The organism is Burkholderia sp. MS455, assembly GCF_016899445.1.
In the GTDB taxonomy this organism is placed as follows: domain Bacteria; phylum Pseudomonadota; class Gammaproteobacteria; order Burkholderiales; family Burkholderiaceae; genus Burkholderia; species Burkholderia pyrrocinia_C.
Genome location: NZ_CP041777.1, coordinates 809,482 through 826,380, shown reverse-complemented (window position 1 = coordinate 826,380; position 16,899 = coordinate 809,482). Strand labels below are relative to the sequence as shown.

Genomic DNA, 16,899 nt, shown 5'->3' with positions numbered 1-16,899 from the left:
ATCCACGATTGCACATGCGCGCTGCTGCTAAGCGAACGAGACGAACAACTTTATGACGCACACCGAATAATTTATCGCTTTATATCGCTTGGGATAACCGGATCGCGAGAACAGAATCTCCGCTGCCGGAACTCGTCGGCAGTACGTGCTGATGATCGAGCATTTGCTCCACGCACCGTCGACAGCGAGTGTATGCGCTGCGTTCCTGGCTCCCTGTGGATATCGCCGAGCATTCGGCGCAACAAAGGAAAGCGATGAGTTCGATCGATCTGAACGCGGTCACGCCGGTTTCCGCGCCTATCCGCTCCGCGAGCGACGTGGCGCGCCTGATCAATACGACGGACAACTCCGTCAGCCATGCGCGGATGATCGTGCTGCTCGCGCTCGGCGGCGTGTTTCTCGATGCGTACGACCTGACGACGTTGTCCTACGGCATCGACGACGTCGCGCGCGAGTTCGGTCTGACGCCCGCGCTGACCGGGCTGGTCGGTTCGGCGATCATGATCGGCACGATCTTCGGCAGCCTGATCGGCGGATGGTTGACCGACAGGATCGGTCGTTATCAGGTGTTCATGGCCGACATGCTGTTTTTCGTGATCGCCGCGATCGCGGCCGGGCTGGCGCCGAACGTCTGGGTGCTGATCGGCGCACGCTTCGTGATGGGGCTCGGTGTCGGCATCGACCTGCCTGTCGCGATGGCGTTTCTCGCGGAATTCTCGAAGTTCAGCGGCCGCGGCAACAAGGCGTCGCGGCTCGCCGCGTGGTGCCCGATGTGGTACGTGGCGTCGTCGGTCTGTTTCCTGCTGATCTTCGGCCTGTATTTCCTGTTGCCGGCCGAGCACGCGGGTTGGCTTTGGCGCGCGTCGCTGATCTTCGGCGCGGTGCCCGCGCTCGTCATCATTCTGGTCAGGAATCGTTTCATGAACGAGTCGCCGCTATGGGCCGCGAACCAGGGCGACCTGGCCAATGCCGCGCGAATCCTTCGCGAGTCGTACGGCATACACGCACACGAAGCGGAGGATGCGCGACGCGAGCCGAGCCAGCCGCCCGTGCGGATTCGCGTGCTGTTCCAGCGCCCGTATCTCGGACGCACGATCGTCGCCAGCGTGATGAACCTGTGCATCCCGTTCGAGTACACGGCGATTGCGTTCTTCCTGCCGTCGATCCTGTCGCAGTTTCTCGGTGCGGGCGTGTTCGAGACGATCGCGGCGTCGCTCGCGTTGAACGTTCTGTTCGCGTTTACCGGCGGCTTGCTGGGCATGCGCCTCGCGTATCGATATCCGTCGCGTCATGTCGCGATCACGGGCTTCGCGCTGCAGTTCGTCGCGCTTGTCGCGCTTGCGCTGGCCGGGCATCCGCACGGCGCGCTCGCGGTCGGCATCGTGCTGCTGATGCTCGGCACCTGGCTGTTCGCCGAAGGTTTCGGGCCGGGTGCGCAGATGATGATCTATCCCACCTTGTCTTACCCGGCGGCGATCCGCGGCACCGGTGTCGGCTTCGGGCGTTCGCTGTGCGGCATCGGCCAGGCGCTTGCGCTGTTCGTGCTGCCGATCCTGCAGGCCCGTCTCGGTACGGATATGTTCTGGGTCGTCGCGATCAGTGCGGTCACGCCGATCGTGTTTCTGTTGATCGTGCGTTACGAGCCGACGGCGCGCGACATCGACGACGAAAGCGCCGCGTAAACGCTGGCGGAGGAGCGTTCACCGCCCCGGAAAATACCAACGGCTTCGTCGGACCGCACGAAGCCGTTTGCGCTGAAGCCGGTCGCCGCAGAATGCGGGCAAGCCGGCTTCGACCTTGCCGTCACGCGCTGACGGTCTCCCGCCCGGCATCGCGCTTGACCTGCTCGATATCGCGAAACTGCGCGGCCGGATGCTCGTCCGGCAGCCGCGCCGTGCCGCCGAACAGTTTCTCGCGCAGCGTGCCCGGCGCATACTGCGTCGGATAGACGCCGCGCCGTTGCAGCTCCGGAACGAGAAAGCGCACGATGTCTTCGAAGGTTTCATGCGCGACCGCATACGCGAGATTGAAGCCATCCACGTCGGTTGCGGCAACCCATTCCTGCAGGATGTCCGCCACGGTCGCTGCCGACCCGACGAACACCGGGCCGAGTCCGCCGATGCCGCCCCATGCCGCCAGCGCCTCGATCGTCCACGCGGTGTCGCCGCCGGCGAGGTGCTCGACCGCCGACACGATCGCATTGGTTTCGACGCGCCTGACCGGATCGGCCGGCGCATACTGGCCGAAGTCGATGCCGGTCCAGCCGGACATGAACACCAGCGAGCCGTCGTACGACACGTAGCGGCGGTACTCGTCGAACTTGGCCTGTGCTTTTGCGTCGGTTTCGTCGACGATCACCGTGGCGAGGTTGTAGATCAGCACCTTGCGCGGATCGCGGCCCGCGGCGGCGGCCTGCGCGCGCACATCGGCCACGTAGCGCGCGAGCTGCTCGCGGGTCGGCGCGGCGACGAACACGCATTCGGCGTGCTGCGCGGCGAACGCCTTGCCGGGGCCGGACGCGCCGGCCTGGAACAGCACCGGCGTGCGCTGCGGCGACGGTTCGCACAGGTGATAGCCGGGCACGTCGAAGAAGCGGCCCTTGTGGCCGATCTCGTGCACCTTCTCGGGATGCGTGAACACGCGGCCGTCGCGATCGCGCACCACCGCGCCGTCTTCCCAACTGCCCTCGAACAGCTTGTACAGCACCTCGACGTATTCGGCCGCGACCGCATAACGGTCGTCGTGCGTGCGCAAGCCGTGATCGCCGACGTTCTTCGCGCCACTTTCCAGATAGGACGTGACGATGTTCCACGCGAGCCGGCCCTTGGTGTGATGGTCGGCGGTCGATAGCCGGCGCGCGAACGTGTACGGGTGCTCGAACGTGGTCGACGCGGTGATGCCGATGCCGAGATGCTCGGTCGCCATCGCGATCGGCGCCGCGAGCTGCAGCGGGTCGTTGACCGGAATCTGCGCGGCCTGGTGCAGTGCGTGGTAGTTGCTGCCCTTGTAGACGTCGTAATAGCCGATCACGTCCGCGATGAAGATCGCGTCGAAGATCCCGCGTTCGAGGATGCGGGCGAGGTCGGTCCAGTAATCGAGGTCCTTGTACTGCCACGAACGGTCACGCGGATGCGCCCACAGCCCCGGCGACTGATGGCCGACACAGTTCATCTCGAACGCGTTGAAGCGAATGGTCTTGCTCATCGCGCGACTCCCGGTTCCGCGCCGGCGCTCGTGCCGTTGCCGACGCGCCAGACGAACGGCGGCGTGCGGCCGTTGATGACCCAGTCGCCGACGATCCTGGCCTTGTAGACGAGCGGATTGTGCGACGACACCGTGCGCGCGTTGCGCCAGTGGCGGTCGAGCGCGGTCGTGCTGCGCGTGGCGGACGCACCGAGCGCGTCGAACAGGCGTGTTGCGGCGCGCAGTACGAGTTCGGACACGACGAGCTGGCTCTGCGCGGATTCGATTTCGGCCGCGACGTTCGCGTCGTGCTCGGCCTGCTCGTCGCCGCCGAAGCGGGTTTCGTAGGCGAGCTGAAGCGGCTGCGCGGCGCGCAGCGCGAGCGCGTCGGCCGCATAGGCCCATGACGCGATCTCGCCGATCACCTGCTGGAGCTGCACGTCGTCGCCCGCACGTGCGGCGTTGCCGTGGCTGTACACGCGGGTGCGAGTGCGCACGAGCGCGCCCGCATCGCGCACGATCGCGTGGCCGATGCCGGCCAGCGTCGCAACGTGGAAGAGCTGGTAGAACGCGGTCTGGTACTTGAAGCGGCGTGCGAAGTCGATCACGTTGTCGGCGTCGACCGTCGCATTCTCGAAGTGCGTCGTGCCGCTGCCGGTGGTCGTCTGGCCGAAGCCGTCCCAGTCGTCTTCTCTGATCACGCCGGGCTGTGCGGTCGCGACGGCGACGATCACGTCGCTGCCGTCGTGCGCGCGCTGCGCGAACACGTCGATCCAGTCGGCGAACAGGCTGCCCGTGCTGTAGAACTTTCGCCCGTTCAGCACGAGCCGGCCGTTCTGCTCCGACACCTTCGTGATGGTCTGGCCGAGCGGCACGTCGCCGGCCTCCGACCACGCGTTGCCGACGAGCTGGCCGCTCGCGAACCGGTCGAACCATGTCGTGCGTTGCGGCCCGGGCGGCGCGTTCAGCCAGTCCTCGACGAACGCGAAGTGTCCACGCAACGCCTGCGGCAGATTGGAATCGGCGGCGGCGAGCTCGATCAAGAGCCGGAACAACTGCGGCAGCGATGCGCCGGCACCGCCGTCTCGTATCGGCAGCCGCACCGCGCCGAAGCCGGCCGCCTTCAGCCAGCCGATCGCTTCGTGCGGCAGTTCGCGGCGGCGTTCGCGTTCGGCGGTGCCCGCAGCGATGCGGTCGAATATCGGCCGGAACCGGCTCGCGAGTGCGTCGTAGTCGGTGCCGGTGGAAAGGTCGGTGTCTGCGTGCGACGAAGTCATGCGGATTTCCTCGAAGGGCGGGGCCGTTTGCGCCGGGAGGCCAGTATAGGAAGCGCGGGGCGTGCGTTCCAATAACGGATTCGCAGATCGTTATCGTCGATGAGCATTACGCGGACCGGCTGGGGACGCTCCGCCGTTCGGGCATCGATTGCGACGCTGAAGCATGGTGCCGCGTACGTGATTCTCGATATCGTTTGTGATCCGAAGGAATATCGTTACGAGAATCGCTCGGTTTGCCGACCTGCAGCGCACTGCTAGATTGAACGCTTTCGCCATTCGACAGGAGAGCCCGATGTCAGATACGAGCGCCACGATTCAGGAGCGGCCGGCCGAAGCGAAACCGCAAGCGGCCCGAGTGATCACCGACGATGCGCAGGCGATCGCGGCCGCGCATGTGCTGGCGCAGCGGCTTGCGGAAGGCGCCGCCGAACGCGATCGGGAGCGCCGGTTGCCGCGCGACGAGATCGAATGGTTCTCGCAGTCGGGGCTATGGGCGATCACGGTGCCCAAGGCATACGGTGGCGCGGGCGTATCGCATGTGACGCTCACCGAGGTGATCAAGATCGTCGCGGCGGCCGATGCGTCGCTCGGACAGTTGCCGCAGAACCATTTCGGGCTGGTCGACGTGATCGCACTGGTCGGCACCGACGCGCAGAAGCGCTATTTCTTCGCGGAAGTGCTGAGCGGCAAGCGGTTCGGCAACGGCTTCTCGGAGAAGGGCACGAAGCACGTGCTCGATCTGAAGACGCGCGTGCGCGGCGACGGCGACGACTATGTCGTCGATGGCACGAAGTTCTACTCGACGGGCGCGCTGTTCGCGCATTACGTGCCGGTGCTCGGCCTCGACGATGCGCAGCACGCGTGGCTTGCGTACGTGCCGCAGCCGACGCCGGGGCTGACCGTGATCGACGACTGGTCGGGGTTCGGGCAGCGCACGACCGCGAGCGGCACGGTGGTGCTCGACGGCGTGCGCGTGCCCGCGTCGCATGTACTGCCCGCGCAGCGCGTATCGGACGAGCCGACGCTCAACGGCCCGCTGTCGCAGATCATCCAGGCGGCGATCGATGCCGGCATCGCGAAAGCGGCCATCGACGATACGCTGGTGTTCGTGCGCACCCGTACGCGGCCATGGGTCGACAGCGGCGTCGAACGGGCGGCAGACGATCCGCTGATCCTCCGCGAGATCGGCCGTCTGCATATTCAGCTTCATGCGGCGGAAGCGCTGCTCGAACGCGCGGCGCGCACGCTCGACGAGATCGGCGCGCGCGGCACGGTGACCGATGACGATGTCGCGCGCGCGTCGGTCGCGGTCGGCGAAGCGAAGGTGCTGACGACCGAGATCGCGCTGCTCGCGGGTGAGAAGCTGTTCGAGCTGGCCGGCACGCAGTCGACGCTCGCCGAGCACAATCTCGACCGGCATTGGCGCAACGCGCGCACGCATACGTTGCACGATCCGGTGCGGTGGAAGTATCACCTCGTCGGCAACTACTACCTGAACGGCGTGCGTCCGGCGCGCCATGCGTGGAATTGAGCCGCTCGCGATCCGGCCGATAGCGGATACGCACGTTGCGCAAGTCGCCGACGGTGGCCGTGATTTGCGGATGATCGGTTGATTTTTTGGACCGGAGCTGCGCTCTGGCTCGCCTCCCGAGGCAGGCAAGCCGAATGCGGATCCACGCTTCGTGGCTTGCCGCGGTGACGGACGAACGGCTCGTGGCGGTGAATGGAGTTCGACACCGCCGCTGACAGTCCTGTGCGGGCACCCACCCTTCGCGCGTCAGTACGCCGAATCGCTGCCGCCCCGATCGGTGACGATCGCCACCCCCGAGCTCGTGCCGAGCCGCGTCGCGCCGGCCTCGAGCATCGCGAGCGCGGCCGCGCGGTCGCGCACGCCGCCCGATGCCTTCACGCCAAGGTCCGGCCCGACCGAGCGGCGCATCAGCGCGACATCCGCGAGCGTCGCGCCGCCGTGGCCGAACCCGGTCGACGTCTTCACGAACGCGACGCCGAGATCGCGGCACATCTCGCACACGCGCACCTTCTCGTCGTCGCTCAGCAGCCCCGTCTCGAGGATCACCTTCAGCGGCACCGCGCCGCATGCGTGCTGCACGGCCGCGATGTCGGCCTTCACGTCGTCGGCGCGGCCGCTCTTCAGCGCGCCGAGGTTGATCACCATGTCGATCTCGCCGGCGCCCGCCGCGATCGCAGCCGACGCCTCGAATGCCTTCGCGGCCGACAGCGCCGCACCGAGCGGAAAGCCGACCACCGCGCAGACGAGCACGCCGGTATCGGCCAGCTCGCGTGCGGCGAGCGGTACGTTCGCCGAATTCACGCAGACCGAGTAAAAGCGATGCGCGGCCGCCTGGCGGCAGAGTTCGCGGATCTGCGCGTCGCTCGCGTCGGGCGCGAGCAGCGTGTGATCGATGGTTTGGGCGAGTTGGGCGTTGGAAAGCGGCATGTTTCAGGACTCCACGGATCGTGTGCCGGAAAGGCACACGGAAAGTTGATGTTTTCACATCGGTTTGTTACAAATACGACATTCCGGCCGGGCCCGCGCGCCCGGCACGACGAGCGACGAGTGCGACAGGCACGCAGGATACAGGCATGGAAACGAAGAAGGGCGAACGGATCAAGACGCTGATGAACGTGCTGCAAGGGCAGAACGCGATTCATCTGAGGGAAGTCGCCGAGCTGTTCGGCGTGTCCGAGATGACGATCCGCCGCGATCTCGCGGACAACCCGCACGGCCTGAGCCTGATCGGCGGCTACGTGACGCGCCATTTCGCCGCGCAGCGCAGCGACATCGGCGAGTACCTGATCAGCGCCGAGAACAACCGTCAGACCGAGGAAAAGCGTCGCATCGGCAAGCTGGCCGCGCAGTTCGTGACGACCGGCGACACGATCTTCGTCGACTGCGGCTCGACCACGCCGTTCATCGTCGACTTCATTCCGGACGACCTCGAATTCACGGCCGTCTGCAATTCGCTGAACGTGTTCGCGAAGCTGCAGCAAAAGCCGCATTGCAGCGTGATCCTGTGCGGCGGCGCGTATCACCGCAAGAACATGGTGTTCGAGTCGGTCGCCGAAACCGGCATCCTCGACACGGTGCGCGTGTCGAAGGCGTTCATCTCCGCGGCCGGCGTGAGCGACCGCTGCGGCGTCACGTGCTTCAACTTCCACGAAGTCGACGCGAAGAAGAAGGTGATGGCGCGCGCGCAGAACCGCTTCCTGCTCGTCGACCACACGAAGTTCGACGAAGTGCGCGCGGCCTATTTCGCCGAACTGACCGACTTCAACTATGTAATCTCCGACGGGCAACTGGGCAGCCGCTACGAAACGGCGATCCGCGAACACGGGATTGCGTTCGTGACCTGACGCAACGCGGCCGCGCATCGCTTCACGCATCGCGTGCTTCCGCCGCGCTCAGGTAGCCGGTCACCACGTCGAAGCGGCGCGTCGCGCCCGGCGCGAGCGCCGCGACATGGCCCTTGCGGCGTTCGGCTTCATACCCCTCCGGCTCGCAGGTCGACGGCAGCGCAAACGCGGCGACCTGCTGGTCCGCGTTGTGCAGGATCCAGCGCGTCGCATGCGGGAACTGTTCGGGGCGGTACGAGGTATGGAATGCGCCGCCGTCCGGATGCGCGAGCAGGAAATGCGCGACGCCGTCTGCATCCGTTTCCGCACCGTTCATGAAAAACACGATCTCGGGGTCGTACAGCGCGGGCGCATCGAGCGTCGCGAGCCGTTCAGGTTCGCGTGCGAGCGTGGCCGTGTAGTCGCGCCACGCGGCGGTAGGCTTCACGTGCGCGGGCACGCTTTCACGCAATCGCAACCCGCCGCGCGGCAACCACTGCACGAAACGGCCGCCCGGCACGTATGCATAGTTCAGGTGTGCCATGTACATCAGGTCCATCGGTGCGCCGCCGAGATTCGTCACGTCCATCGCGATCGTCATCTGCGCGTCGTGTTCCGCGAGCCGTACCGACGGACGCGCGACGTAGTGGCTGCCGAAACCCTGCACGTATTCGTATTCGCCGGTCACTTCGGCTGTTGCGCCTTGCGCATCCGTGCCGACGATCAGGCTTGCGCGATCCATCGGCGCGCACGGCATCTCGCCGTGCAGCGCGTGCGTGTCGTCCGGGCCCGGGCAGCCATTGCGCAGCAACCCGCTGTGGAACATGAAGCAGCCGTAGGTATCGATGATCGACACCGCGCGCTTCGGCTGCCGGAACATGTGCTTCATCGTCAGGTCGCGGCCGTCGAACGCGGCGGCCCAGATCATCTGTCCGAGATACGGCAACACGACGACGTGGCCGCGGCGGTTCTCGAGCTTCAGCGCCTCGACGCCGGACGGATACGCGAACGCGGTGACGGTGATGCCGTCGGTGCGGTACAGCGTGCGCGGCATGTCGCGGAAGTCGTCGCGCCGCAGTTCGATCTCGCCTCGCATGGTTACGCTCCCGACGTGGTGCGCGTCGCGGCGTAGCGCGCGGGCGCGTTGCCGTCGGCTGCCGCGTCGGGCGTCGCGACCGGCAGGTGGCGCAGGCAGTAGACGCCGTAGTAGACGATCACGACGAAGCACGCGAGCGGCACGGCGAACGCGAGCTGCATGTTGCCGCCGGTATGGTCGGAGATCAGCCCCTGGATCAGCGGCACGACCGCGCCGCCGACGATGCTCATCACGAGGATCGAGCCGCCGTATTCGGTGTCCTTGCCGAGGCCGTCGATCGTGAGGCCGTAGATCGTCGGCCAGCACGGGCCGAGGAACACGCTCACGCACACTGCTGCGTAGACGGCCGTGATGTTATGCACGCTGATCGTGTACGCGAGCAGCGCGATGCACAGGATGCCGTAGACGATCAGCACCTTGGCCGGCCCGACGCGCTTCATCACGAGCGTCGCGACCAGCTTGCCGACGAAGAACGCGAAGAACGTCGCGAGCAGGTAGCGCGATGCGCCGCGCTCGGTCAGGCCGCCGATCTGCATCGCGAGCCGGATCGTGAAGCTCCACACGCCGACCTGTGCGCCGACGTACAGGAACTGCACGACGATGCCCGCGACGAAGCGTCGGTTGCCGAACAGGCGCGCGAGCGTGCCGCGCGCGTCGATCCTGTGCGTGGCCGCGCTCGGCCCGTTGCCCTTGCAGGCCGGGTAGGGCGTGAGCGCAAACACGATGAACACCGCGACGAGCACGACGATCAGCCATTTATACGGCTCGAGCGTGGCCTGGATCATCGCGAGCTGGTGCACGTGCGCGTCGGCCGCCGACATTGCCGCGAGCTGCGCATGCGACGCATCGCCTTCCTTGAAGATCAGGAAGCTGCCCATGTACACGCCGGCCATCGCGCCGAACGGGTAGAACGTCTGCGAGATGTTCAGCCGCCGCGTGCTGGTGTCGCGTGGGCCCATCAGTGTCGAATACGAGTTCGACGCCGTCTCGAGGAACGACAGGCCCGCGGCGATCACGAACAGCGCGACGAGGAACATCCCGTACTTCGCCATCGACGCAGCCGGGAAGAACAGCAGGCAGCCGGTCGTGTAGAGCAGCAGGCCGACGAGGATCGTCGTCTTGTAGCTGAACTTCTTCACGATGGTCGCGGCGGGGATCGCGAGGAAGAAGTAGCCGAGATAGAACGCGGACTGCACGAACGCCGATTCGAAGTCGGACAGGAAGAACGATTTCTTGAACTGCGCGATCAGCACGTCGTTCAGGTTCGCGGCGGTGCCCCACAGCGCGAACAGGCAGCACAGCAGCGTGAATGCGAAAAGCGGTGTGCGGGTCAGGTAATAGCCGTCGGGTGTGTGTTCGATTCTGGCTCGGCTCACGGGTGTCTCCTTCCCAATTGTCTCGTCGATGAAGGCGCCGGTCAGAGGCCGGCGTCGCGGAGGAAGCGTTCGAACGTTGCGGTGTCGGCGTACGACTTCTGCGTGCCGAGGCCGGTGACCGAATGCGCGGCGTACGCGGATGCGTGGCGCATCGCGTCGATCGCATCGCGCGACGCGGCGTAGCAGCGCGCGAAGCAGCCGATATACGCGTCGCCGGCGCCCGTCGTATCGCGCGCGTCGACCGGCACGCCCGGCACGTGCCGCACGCCGTCGCGCGACACGAGCAGCGAACCCTTGTCGCCGAGCGTGACGAGCACGTGCTTCAGGCCGCGCGTGACCAGCGCTTCGGCGGCGCGCGCCGCGGTGTCGCGCGAATCGACCGGCATGCCCGACACGATCGCGAGCTCGGTTTCGTTCGGCACGAAGAATTCAACGGAGTGGATCCGCTCGAAATCGAGATCAGCCACCGCGGGCGCGGGATTCAGCAAAACGGGGATGCCGTGGCGCGCGCCGAACGCGATCGCGTGATAGACGGTGTCGAGTTCGATCTCGAGCTGCAGCACGATCAGCGCGCATTCGGCGAGCGCCGGCGCGGCCGCGTCGATGTCGGCCGGCTTCAGGTGGCGGTTCGCGCCCTTGACGATCAGGATGCTGTTGCTCGAATCGGGTTCGACGAAGATCGGCGCGACGCCGCTCGGCACGCCGGCGACCTTGCGCACATGCGTGGTGTCGATCCCCTCGCGCTCGAAGTTGCGGATCGTGTTGTCGGCGAACACGTCGTCGCCGACCTTCGTCACCATCACGACGCGCGCGCCGAGGCGTGCGGCCGCGACCGCCTGGTTCGCGCCCTTGCCGCCGCAGCCGAGCTCGAAGTTCGGTGCTTCGAGCGTTTCGCCCCGGGCGGGCATGCGCGCGACATAGGTCACGAGGTCGACCATGTTGCTGCCGATGACGGCGATTGTCTCCATCTGCGTCTCTTCCTTGGTATGGGGTGCGCCGCATGCGTGGTCGGCAGCGGCCTGCTACGAGTGATAATAAAATAACATTAAATGTGAAAAAGCAATCTCGTGATGTTAGGAAGATCACTATTTGGGATGGAGGCGTGCGTTGCTGGGGCGGGACTCGACTCAATGCGAGCAGGTGGGATAACTGGCGTCGGCGCTCTCTTCGCGGGTGACAGAAGGCGAAGGGCGTGGCACGGATGCACGGGACGCCGACCGCACGGGGTGGTTCAACATAGACGCCGTTCGGAACGACGACAGACCTGCAAGGACCGTGTGACGCCTCGTCGACGTTGTGGCGCTCAATCGCGAGAACTGAAGGAAAACATATTAAGGGCTATGTTCCCCCTTCATTTCGGGACGTCGCGCGAAAGCTCTACGCTCGCGGCGTTCTCCAGAGGGAATTGAGCGCTCCACCGCGGCGATCGAGAAACGGCGCCGCCACCACTTCGGCGCCCCTGTATTTCCTGCGTTGGCGACGACGTGCCGGCGGGCAGGTTCATTGGACATTGCGTCACACGCGGGCCTGGACGTTCTTTGATTCGGGCGGGGCTGCGGGTGAGGTGGCTTCGCCTGAGACGGGGTTGAAGCTCAATTGCGAGCGCCCATACACTCAGCGGGGCGAGAGGCAACGGCCTCGGCGGGCCGATCGAAATCGAATCCAGTGCGTGTCGGTGAGCTTTGTAATGCCTACTACTTGAGCTGTGGATCGAGATTCTGGGCACCCGGCAAACGTGACGCACGCTGGTCGAAAGTTAGAAGCGGTGCGCGACCCGCGGCTCCGCTTTGGCCAACGTGCAGGCAGTCAGCAAAATCCCCGCCGTGCTCTCGGTACAAGTGGAGGGCGCGTTCAACGGCGCCTTCCGCTTCAAAACTGAGTTCGCGCGTCTCGAGCAGCGCCGTGAGTGCTGTCACGATCTCTTGCCGATTGAACTTGTAGCGTGAACGCAGGACCCATTCGATTTCCAATGTCACGGTCACTGGAACGTAGAACGCCTCGGCTTGTCCGGCTGACGCGGCGAACAACTCACGGATGCGCGCGACCTGATCGACGTCGTCGTTGGTGAGCCAGCGCACGAGGACGTTGGTATCGAGACTGGGCATCAGGCGTCGCCCATCCGCATGACCTCGGTCGGTACACTGGTGTTCGACGGTAGCGCGCCCTGCAGATCGAGCAGGCTGCGGGTTTTGGCGCGCAGGATGACCGTCCCATCGTCGAGCGGGGTAAACACGATCCGTACGCCGGCCGCGAGGCCGAGCGCGTGCCGGATCCCGGCGGGCAACGTCAGTTGCCCCTTACTGGTGAGCGTGGCTTCAAACATGATTCCTCCTTACATTTGAGGTAATTGTAAGGCGATGCGATGATCTTCGCAATCGGCTCGACGCGAGCGGTAACCGCCCCTCGCGCGACCCGACCCAGCAAGCGCATGACACGGTTTTATCATACGAATTTGCGCCGAATCTCTATATTGAACGTTCGGCAGTTGAGGGCCGAATCTTCAAAACGCGCACGCGTTGGCAAAAGCGCCCATGTCGACGACCGAGCATGCTGCCGATCACGGATCACTACGAGGAGTTGCAACCATGGGATCGTCTCTGCAGGGCATTGCGTTCAGGTCGGTGTACAACAAAAAGTGGATATCGCTGGTTACTAGCTTCTTCGGCCGAGATTGTTACGTCGCATGCAAAGACACACCGGATGCGTTCTGCATGTTTCCCTGAATCCGCCGATGGGGGTATTTAGCGATGTGGATGACAACTGGATCATGCAAAGCCCGGACGATCCGCCGAAATTGATCCCATATTCAGCCGTTGAGCCGCCGGATGACAATATCCTCAATCACGCGCGCTTCGGGTTCACGAAGTCCGCGCTCGGCCAGGGCACCGTGGTAGGGCTCTATACGCTGGATAAAAACTGGAGCTGGGTGGTCGACGACAACGGCACCGACCAAGGCGTGCTCAGCTTGGTCGCCAATGATTCGTTAGATGGCATAGGCGACAACTTCGTTGGCAAAACGGCGTTCGAGTGCTGGGACAGCGTGCTGTCGCCATGGCCGCCCGCCTAAGGGCGGTCGGGCCGTCTGACTGCCGGCCCCCCTGGCGCTTGCCCTTGCTGCGGGCGTGAAGCAGACCGCACCGCACTGCCGCTCACGCCGCTGAGCGGTCCTGCGAAATCGCCTGGACGACCCACGGTCACGTCCCTCATAACCCGGCTTCGGCCGGGTTTTTCATGGCCGGCGCCAGCACACAGCAGGGCAGAGGCGTAAAAGTGCTGCATCTGATAACTCGGCTTATCAGATGGGTGATTTTTCACTCCCCGATTGAGTCGATTCCACCGCACCTGAACCCAGTCGCAGCGAGTTCGGTCCGAGGTCGTTAGCTTCGGTTTCCACATATGCCATCCTGAACGACCGGCCACTTGAATGTGCCTCGGTGATGCCTAATGTGCGCGATAGGTGTCTATAACTAGTGCATAAAAGGAGCGCGACACCATGAACACCCTCGCGCCCTCCGCCCAGCGGCCTCTGCAGCGACGCCCGCCGGCGCCGCACCCGCCAGCTTCGAGGCCTTTCTCAGCTCGCTGCGGGAACCCGACACGGCAGCCCCCGTGCTGTCGGCCCGACGCTATGTGGCGGCCCTGAACATCGACCTGCAGACGCTGGCCGATCAGGCGCATGTTCACCGCAACACCGTAGCGCGGGCCTCGGAGTCGGTGTCGGTTCAGTACTTCCTGAGCGAGGCGATCCGCGTGATTCGCGCCGCGACCGACCTGTCCGGTGACGTGCACCGCGCGTTACTATCCCGGCGATTTACGCCGCGTACGGATAGTCTCCCGGCGCGAACTGCGCGTTGCCCCGCCGATCCGGATGTCCTGCTGGATCGGCAATGCCCGCGGCAGTGGTGCAATAGCGACCACTGCCGCAGGGACGGCGCCCGCGGCAGGGCAGCCGCGGCGAATAATCGGCGTGACCCTATTTTCATGGTGGTACTCCCATTCCGCGACCAGCGCCGCCACGTCCGCGCCTTGTCCGCATGGCGCGAGGCGGGAGCCGGCACCGGCCGCATGGCGAGGCGCCGGACCGATCGCTCACTGGATCGGCGGTGCCGCGCCCAGCTTCTCTGACAACATTCGCTCGTACACGCCAAAGTGTAGATCGACCTCCTTCTGCGTGACGTGAGAGACCGTGATGGTGATCTGGCCAGGTAACAGGCCCAACACGACCGCGACCGCAGCTTCAAGTTGCGGTGCACAAATCTTGTCCTCCACCATCGTCGTGCCGACCAGCACATCGTAGGTCTTCTCCTGCCGACAGACGACCTCGACGAGTCGCGCCCGCGCGCTCATGTTGTTGTCGATCGCGAGCCTGACGACCTCGGTCACAGTGCGCATCGTCTCGGTCGGAAAGCCCTTCGTCGAGCGCAGCCGGATACGATGCCTGCCAAGCGTAAGCCAGTCCGTGTCGAATTCCATGGCGTCCTCCGCATGCAGTTCCAAGCCGCTGCGATGATAGGTTCCAGCGCCGAAATTTCAAGTGCGAAAATCCGCCGACACCCCTTGAAATTTTCCGTAGAGTTCCTATCTTAAGTTTCGCTCAGGCAGACGCGCGAGTTGCTTCATTCCGCGCGCTGCGTGTTTCGATTTGTTTGCCAGCAGTCTGGCAGGCGAACTGGAGCGCGTAGGCCCGTTCGCCTCCCGGCTGCACTCAAGGAGGATACGATCGTGAGCGATCTTTACTTCGGAACCGACCTCTTCAGCGAGTTCGACCGCCTGCAGCAGCAGATGGCGCAACTCTTCGGCGGGTTCCCGTCCAGCCTCCGCGCCGGCCGGCTCGGCGCGTTTCCTCAGATCAACATCGGTGCGACCGACGAGTCGATCGAAATCGTCGCCTTCGCGCCCGGCGTCGATGCCGCCGCGCTCGACGTATCGATCGACAAGGGCCTGCTGACCATCAGCGGCGAACGCAAATCGACACAACCCGATACGGGAAGCGAGACGCGCACCTATGCGCAGGAGCGCTTTGTCGGCACCTTCCGACGCGTCATCGAATTGCCCGACACCGCTGATCCCGACAAGGTCCAGGCGCGCTACGAAAATGGCTGCCTGTCGATCAGTGTCGGCAAGCGCGAGTCGTCCAAGCCGCGCGCCATCACTGTCCAGTAGCCTGAGGAGACGATCATGACTGACACGACCCAACTGGCCGAACGCGACCAATCCACCGTAGCACGTCGCGACACTGAACTGCCCATGCGCCGGATCACTCTCGTCCCGGCCGTCGACATATACGAGGACAGCCAGGGCGTCACACTTTGGGCGGATCTGCCCGGTGTGACGAAGGACAAGCTGGACGTCAAGGTTCACGACAGCAGCCTCTCGATCGAAGCCGAGGCGGTGGTGCCGACGCCGGCAAACCTGCGACTGCAACATGCCGAGGTCCGCGAACCGCACTTCGCCCGGACGTTCACGCTGTCACCGGACTTCGATACGTCAAAGATCGAGGCGAGCCTCCAGGATGGGGTGCTGAAGCTGACGATCCCACGCCGCGACGAAGCGCGCCCGCGGCGCATCGAAGTCAAGTCCACCTGACCGTCAGCAACGGCAGGTCAGAAGCAGCGGCGGGAGCGATCGCGCTGCCGCCGCTGCGAATCAGGAGCAGTGGCACCGGTGTCTGATGTCATGCAGGAGTCCTGGAAAGAACATGCGATCCGAATCCGTACGATTCCCGTGCGAAAGATCGTGACACGCGCGGCCGAAACGCAACGCGACGCGGTCTGGTACGCGCTGAAACTGATCGATCACGACGTGCTTGGAGCAGTCGGAGGTCAGGGCGCGCTCGCTACCTGATGGGCTGGGCGCCACGCTCAAAGCAGGTTGAAACCGAATCGGAGGACGCTATGGATAACGATCTGAAAAAGTGGAATCCCTTCAAGTTCCTTCGCGGGGCTGCCCGCCAGTCCGATGCAGAAGGCCCGGAAAGCCCGCCGGCAAGCGAACAGTGGCGGGCCCCGTGGCCTGACATTCCGCGACTGTTCTCACGCGAACCGTGGCGTGCAGTGGAGGAGTTCTTTCACGACCCATTTGCGGGCCGTGGCGCGCTCGAACGATGGTTTGGCGATTTCAGTTCATCGCGCTTCCAGCCGCGCATCGACGTCGTCGATGAAGGAAAGGTGTTGCGCGTGACCGCCGAACTGCCTGGAATGGAGCGCGAAGATCTGACGGTGAGCGTCGAGGATGGGGTAATCGTGCTGCGCGGCGAGAAAAAGCAGGATGTGCGCAGCGAGGAAAACGGCTGCTACCGGCTGGAGCGATCGCATGGAAGCTTCATGCGCACGATCCCGATGCCGGAAAACGCCGACCCCGACCACACCTTGGCAAAGTTTGATAACGGCGTACTCACGTTGACCGTGCCGAAATCGGAGCCGGTGCACACTGTGAGTCGCACGATCGATATCGGCTAGGGCAAGCACGCAAAGTGCCACGGTGGAGGGTGGATATCGAACGCAACGAATCCATGGATGACGGTCGCCAGCCGAGGTAGAAGGGTCGTTACGGAAATGCATGAAGCTGGAGACACTCGACGCATATCGCGCTGCTTATCCCATGATACGGCGGA

The 16,899-nt window shown here is 64.7% G+C and carries 16 protein-coding genes; 7 read left to right on the top strand and 9 right to left on the bottom strand.

The features are described 5' to 3' along the window. Window positions 1–254: 254 nt before the first annotated feature. Entirely contained in the window at window positions 255–1,682 is a 1,428-nt protein-coding gene (locus FPJ27_RS03460) for an MFS transporter (RefSeq protein ID WP_204420849.1), read from the top strand. Between the two features lie 121 nt (window positions 1,683–1,803). Here FPJ27_RS03460 and FPJ27_RS03455 read toward each other — a convergent pair whose 3' ends face one another. Continuing rightward, window positions 1,804–3,204 (bottom strand): LLM class flavin-dependent oxidoreductase, encoded by a 1,401-nt coding sequence (locus FPJ27_RS03455; protein ID WP_204420848.1) that lies wholly within the window; start codon window positions 3,202–3,204, stop codon window positions 1,804–1,806. Next, window positions 3,201–4,460: a monooxygenase gene (locus FPJ27_RS03450; RefSeq protein WP_204420847.1), complete on the bottom strand. Its 1,260-nt coding sequence runs from the start codon at window positions 4,458–4,460 to the stop codon at window positions 3,201–3,203. Before FPJ27_RS03450 ends, FPJ27_RS03455 begins: the two co-directional genes overlap by 4 nt. Window positions 4,461–4,752: 292 nt before the next feature. Here FPJ27_RS03450 and FPJ27_RS03445 point away from each other — a divergent pair, with 292 nt between their 5' ends. Further along, a complete protein-coding gene (locus FPJ27_RS03445) occupies window positions 4,753–5,991 on the top strand; it encodes an SfnB family sulfur acquisition oxidoreductase (protein ID WP_204420846.1) in 1,239 nt (412 codons plus the stop codon). A 246-nt stretch (window positions 5,992–6,237) separates the two neighbouring features. Here the strand turns inward: FPJ27_RS03445 and deoC are convergent, their stop codons facing one another. Then, the gene (gene deoC / locus FPJ27_RS03440) at window positions 6,238–6,918 is read right to left on the bottom strand and encodes a deoxyribose-phosphate aldolase (RefSeq protein WP_204420845.1); all 681 of its coding nucleotides are present in this window, start codon (window positions 6,916–6,918) and stop codon (window positions 6,238–6,240) included. Between the two features lie 146 nt (window positions 6,919–7,064). Here deoC and deoR point away from each other — a divergent pair, with 146 nt between their 5' ends. Beyond that, complete coding sequence (gene deoR, locus FPJ27_RS03435; protein WP_204420844.1) at window positions 7,065–7,835, top strand: DNA-binding transcriptional repressor DeoR; 771 nt, start codon at window positions 7,065–7,067, stop codon at window positions 7,833–7,835. Window positions 7,836–7,857: 22 nt separating this feature from the next. On the opposite strand, the gene FPJ27_RS03430 is transcribed toward deoR, so the two are convergent. The 5 genes from FPJ27_RS03430 to FPJ27_RS03410 all read right to left on the bottom strand — a co-directional run bounded on the left by FPJ27_RS03430 (window position 7,858) and on the right by FPJ27_RS03410 (window position 12,609). After that, window positions 7,858–8,910 carry an aldose 1-epimerase family protein gene (locus FPJ27_RS03430; RefSeq protein WP_072437739.1) on the bottom strand — a complete coding sequence of 351 codons (1,053 nt, stop codon included), beginning with the start codon at window positions 8,908–8,910 and terminating at the stop codon, window positions 7,858–7,860. Between the two features lie 2 nt (window positions 8,911–8,912). Further along, the gene (gene fucP, locus FPJ27_RS03425) at window positions 8,913–10,286 is read right to left on the bottom strand and encodes an L-fucose:H+ symporter permease (protein ID WP_204420843.1); all 1,374 of its coding nucleotides are present in this window, start codon (window positions 10,284–10,286) and stop codon (window positions 8,913–8,915) included. 41 nt (window positions 10,287–10,327) lie between these two features. Next, window positions 10,328–11,254 carry a ribokinase gene (gene rbsK / locus FPJ27_RS03420; RefSeq protein ID WP_204420842.1) on the bottom strand — a complete coding sequence of 309 codons (927 nt, stop codon included), beginning with the start codon at window positions 11,252–11,254 and terminating at the stop codon, window positions 10,328–10,330. A 726-nt stretch (window positions 11,255–11,980) separates the two neighbouring features. After that, a complete protein-coding gene (locus FPJ27_RS03415) occupies window positions 11,981–12,391 on the bottom strand; it encodes a type II toxin-antitoxin system VapC family toxin (protein ID WP_204420841.1) in 411 nt (136 codons plus the stop codon). After that, window positions 12,391–12,609, bottom strand: a complete 219-nt coding sequence (locus tag FPJ27_RS03410) for a type II toxin-antitoxin system PrlF family antitoxin (RefSeq protein ID WP_072437743.1) — start codon at window positions 12,607–12,609, stop codon at window positions 12,391–12,393. Before FPJ27_RS03410 ends, FPJ27_RS03415 begins: the two co-directional genes overlap by 1 nt. 360 nt (window positions 12,610–12,969) lie before the next feature. On the opposite strand from FPJ27_RS03410, the gene FPJ27_RS03405 reads away from it, so the two are divergent. After that, window positions 12,970–13,353, top strand: a complete 384-nt coding sequence (locus FPJ27_RS03405) for a hypothetical protein (protein ID WP_239483135.1) — start codon at window positions 12,970–12,972, stop codon at window positions 13,351–13,353. 1,022 nt (window positions 13,354–14,375) lie between these two features. On the opposite strand, the gene FPJ27_RS03400 is transcribed toward FPJ27_RS03405, so the two are convergent. Beyond that, a complete protein-coding gene (locus tag FPJ27_RS03400; RefSeq protein ID WP_204420840.1) occupies window positions 14,376–14,759 on the bottom strand; it encodes a hypothetical protein in 384 nt (127 codons plus the stop codon). 249 nt (window positions 14,760–15,008) lie between these two features. Here FPJ27_RS03400 and FPJ27_RS03395 point away from each other — a divergent pair, with 249 nt between their 5' ends. The 3 genes from FPJ27_RS03395 to FPJ27_RS03385 all read left to right on the top strand — a co-directional run bounded on the left by FPJ27_RS03395 (window position 15,009) and on the right by FPJ27_RS03385 (window position 16,744). Continuing rightward, complete coding sequence (locus FPJ27_RS03395) at window positions 15,009–15,449, top strand: Hsp20/alpha crystallin family protein (protein WP_072437744.1); 441 nt, start codon at window positions 15,009–15,011, stop codon at window positions 15,447–15,449. A gap of 15 nt (window positions 15,450–15,464) precedes the next feature. Continuing rightward, on the top strand, window positions 15,465–15,872 hold the full coding sequence (locus tag FPJ27_RS03390; RefSeq protein ID WP_204420839.1) for an Hsp20/alpha crystallin family protein: 408 nt from the start codon (window positions 15,465–15,467) through the stop codon (window positions 15,870–15,872). Window positions 15,873–16,180: 308 nt separating this feature from the next. Beyond that, window positions 16,181–16,744 carry an Hsp20/alpha crystallin family protein gene (locus tag FPJ27_RS03385; RefSeq protein ID WP_204420838.1) on the top strand — a complete coding sequence of 188 codons (564 nt, stop codon included), beginning with the start codon at window positions 16,181–16,183 and terminating at the stop codon, window positions 16,742–16,744. The last annotated feature ends 155 nt before the right edge of the window (window positions 16,745–16,899 follow it).

What these genes read in the sequence shown, in the direction of transcription:
- FPJ27_RS03415 (WP_204420841.1), bottom strand. Translation starts at nt 12,391, where the DNA reads ATGCCCAGTCTCGATACCAACGTCCTCGTGCGCTGGCTCACCAACGAC.
- FPJ27_RS03455 (WP_204420848.1), bottom strand. Translation starts at nt 3,204, where the DNA reads ATGAGCAAGACCATTCGCTTCAACGCGTTCGAGATGAACTGTGTCGGC.
- FPJ27_RS03405 (WP_239483135.1), top strand. Translation starts at nt 12,970, where the DNA reads ATGCAAAGACACACCGGATGCGTTCTGCATGTTTCCCTGAATCCGCCG.
- FPJ27_RS03430 (WP_072437739.1), bottom strand. Translation starts at nt 8,910, where the DNA reads ATGCGAGGCGAGATCGAACTGCGGCGCGACGACTTCCGCGACATGCCG.
- deoC (WP_204420845.1), bottom strand. Translation starts at nt 6,918, where the DNA reads ATGCCGCTTTCCAACGCCCAACTCGCCCAAACCATCGATCACACGCTG.
- FPJ27_RS03390 (WP_204420839.1), top strand. Translation starts at nt 15,465, where the DNA reads ATGACTGACACGACCCAACTGGCCGAACGCGACCAATCCACCGTAGCA.
- deoR (WP_204420844.1), top strand. Translation starts at nt 7,065, where the DNA reads ATGGAAACGAAGAAGGGCGAACGGATCAAGACGCTGATGAACGTGCTG.
- rbsK (WP_204420842.1), bottom strand. Translation starts at nt 11,254, where the DNA reads ATGGAGACAATCGCCGTCATCGGCAGCAACATGGTCGACCTCGTGACC.
- FPJ27_RS03400 (WP_204420840.1), bottom strand. Translation starts at nt 14,759, where the DNA reads ATGGAATTCGACACGGACTGGCTTACGCTTGGCAGGCATCGTATCCGG.
- FPJ27_RS03450 (WP_204420847.1), bottom strand. Translation starts at nt 4,460, where the DNA reads ATGACTTCGTCGCACGCAGACACCGACCTTTCCACCGGCACCGACTAC.
- FPJ27_RS03410 (WP_072437743.1), bottom strand. Translation starts at nt 12,609, where the DNA reads ATGTTTGAAGCCACGCTCACCAGTAAGGGGCAACTGACGTTGCCCGCC.
- FPJ27_RS03445 (WP_204420846.1), top strand. Translation starts at nt 4,753, where the DNA reads ATGTCAGATACGAGCGCCACGATTCAGGAGCGGCCGGCCGAAGCGAAA.
- FPJ27_RS03385 (WP_204420838.1), top strand. Translation starts at nt 16,181, where the DNA reads ATGGATAACGATCTGAAAAAGTGGAATCCCTTCAAGTTCCTTCGCGGG.
- FPJ27_RS03460 (WP_204420849.1), top strand. Translation starts at nt 255, where the DNA reads ATGAGTTCGATCGATCTGAACGCGGTCACGCCGGTTTCCGCGCCTATC.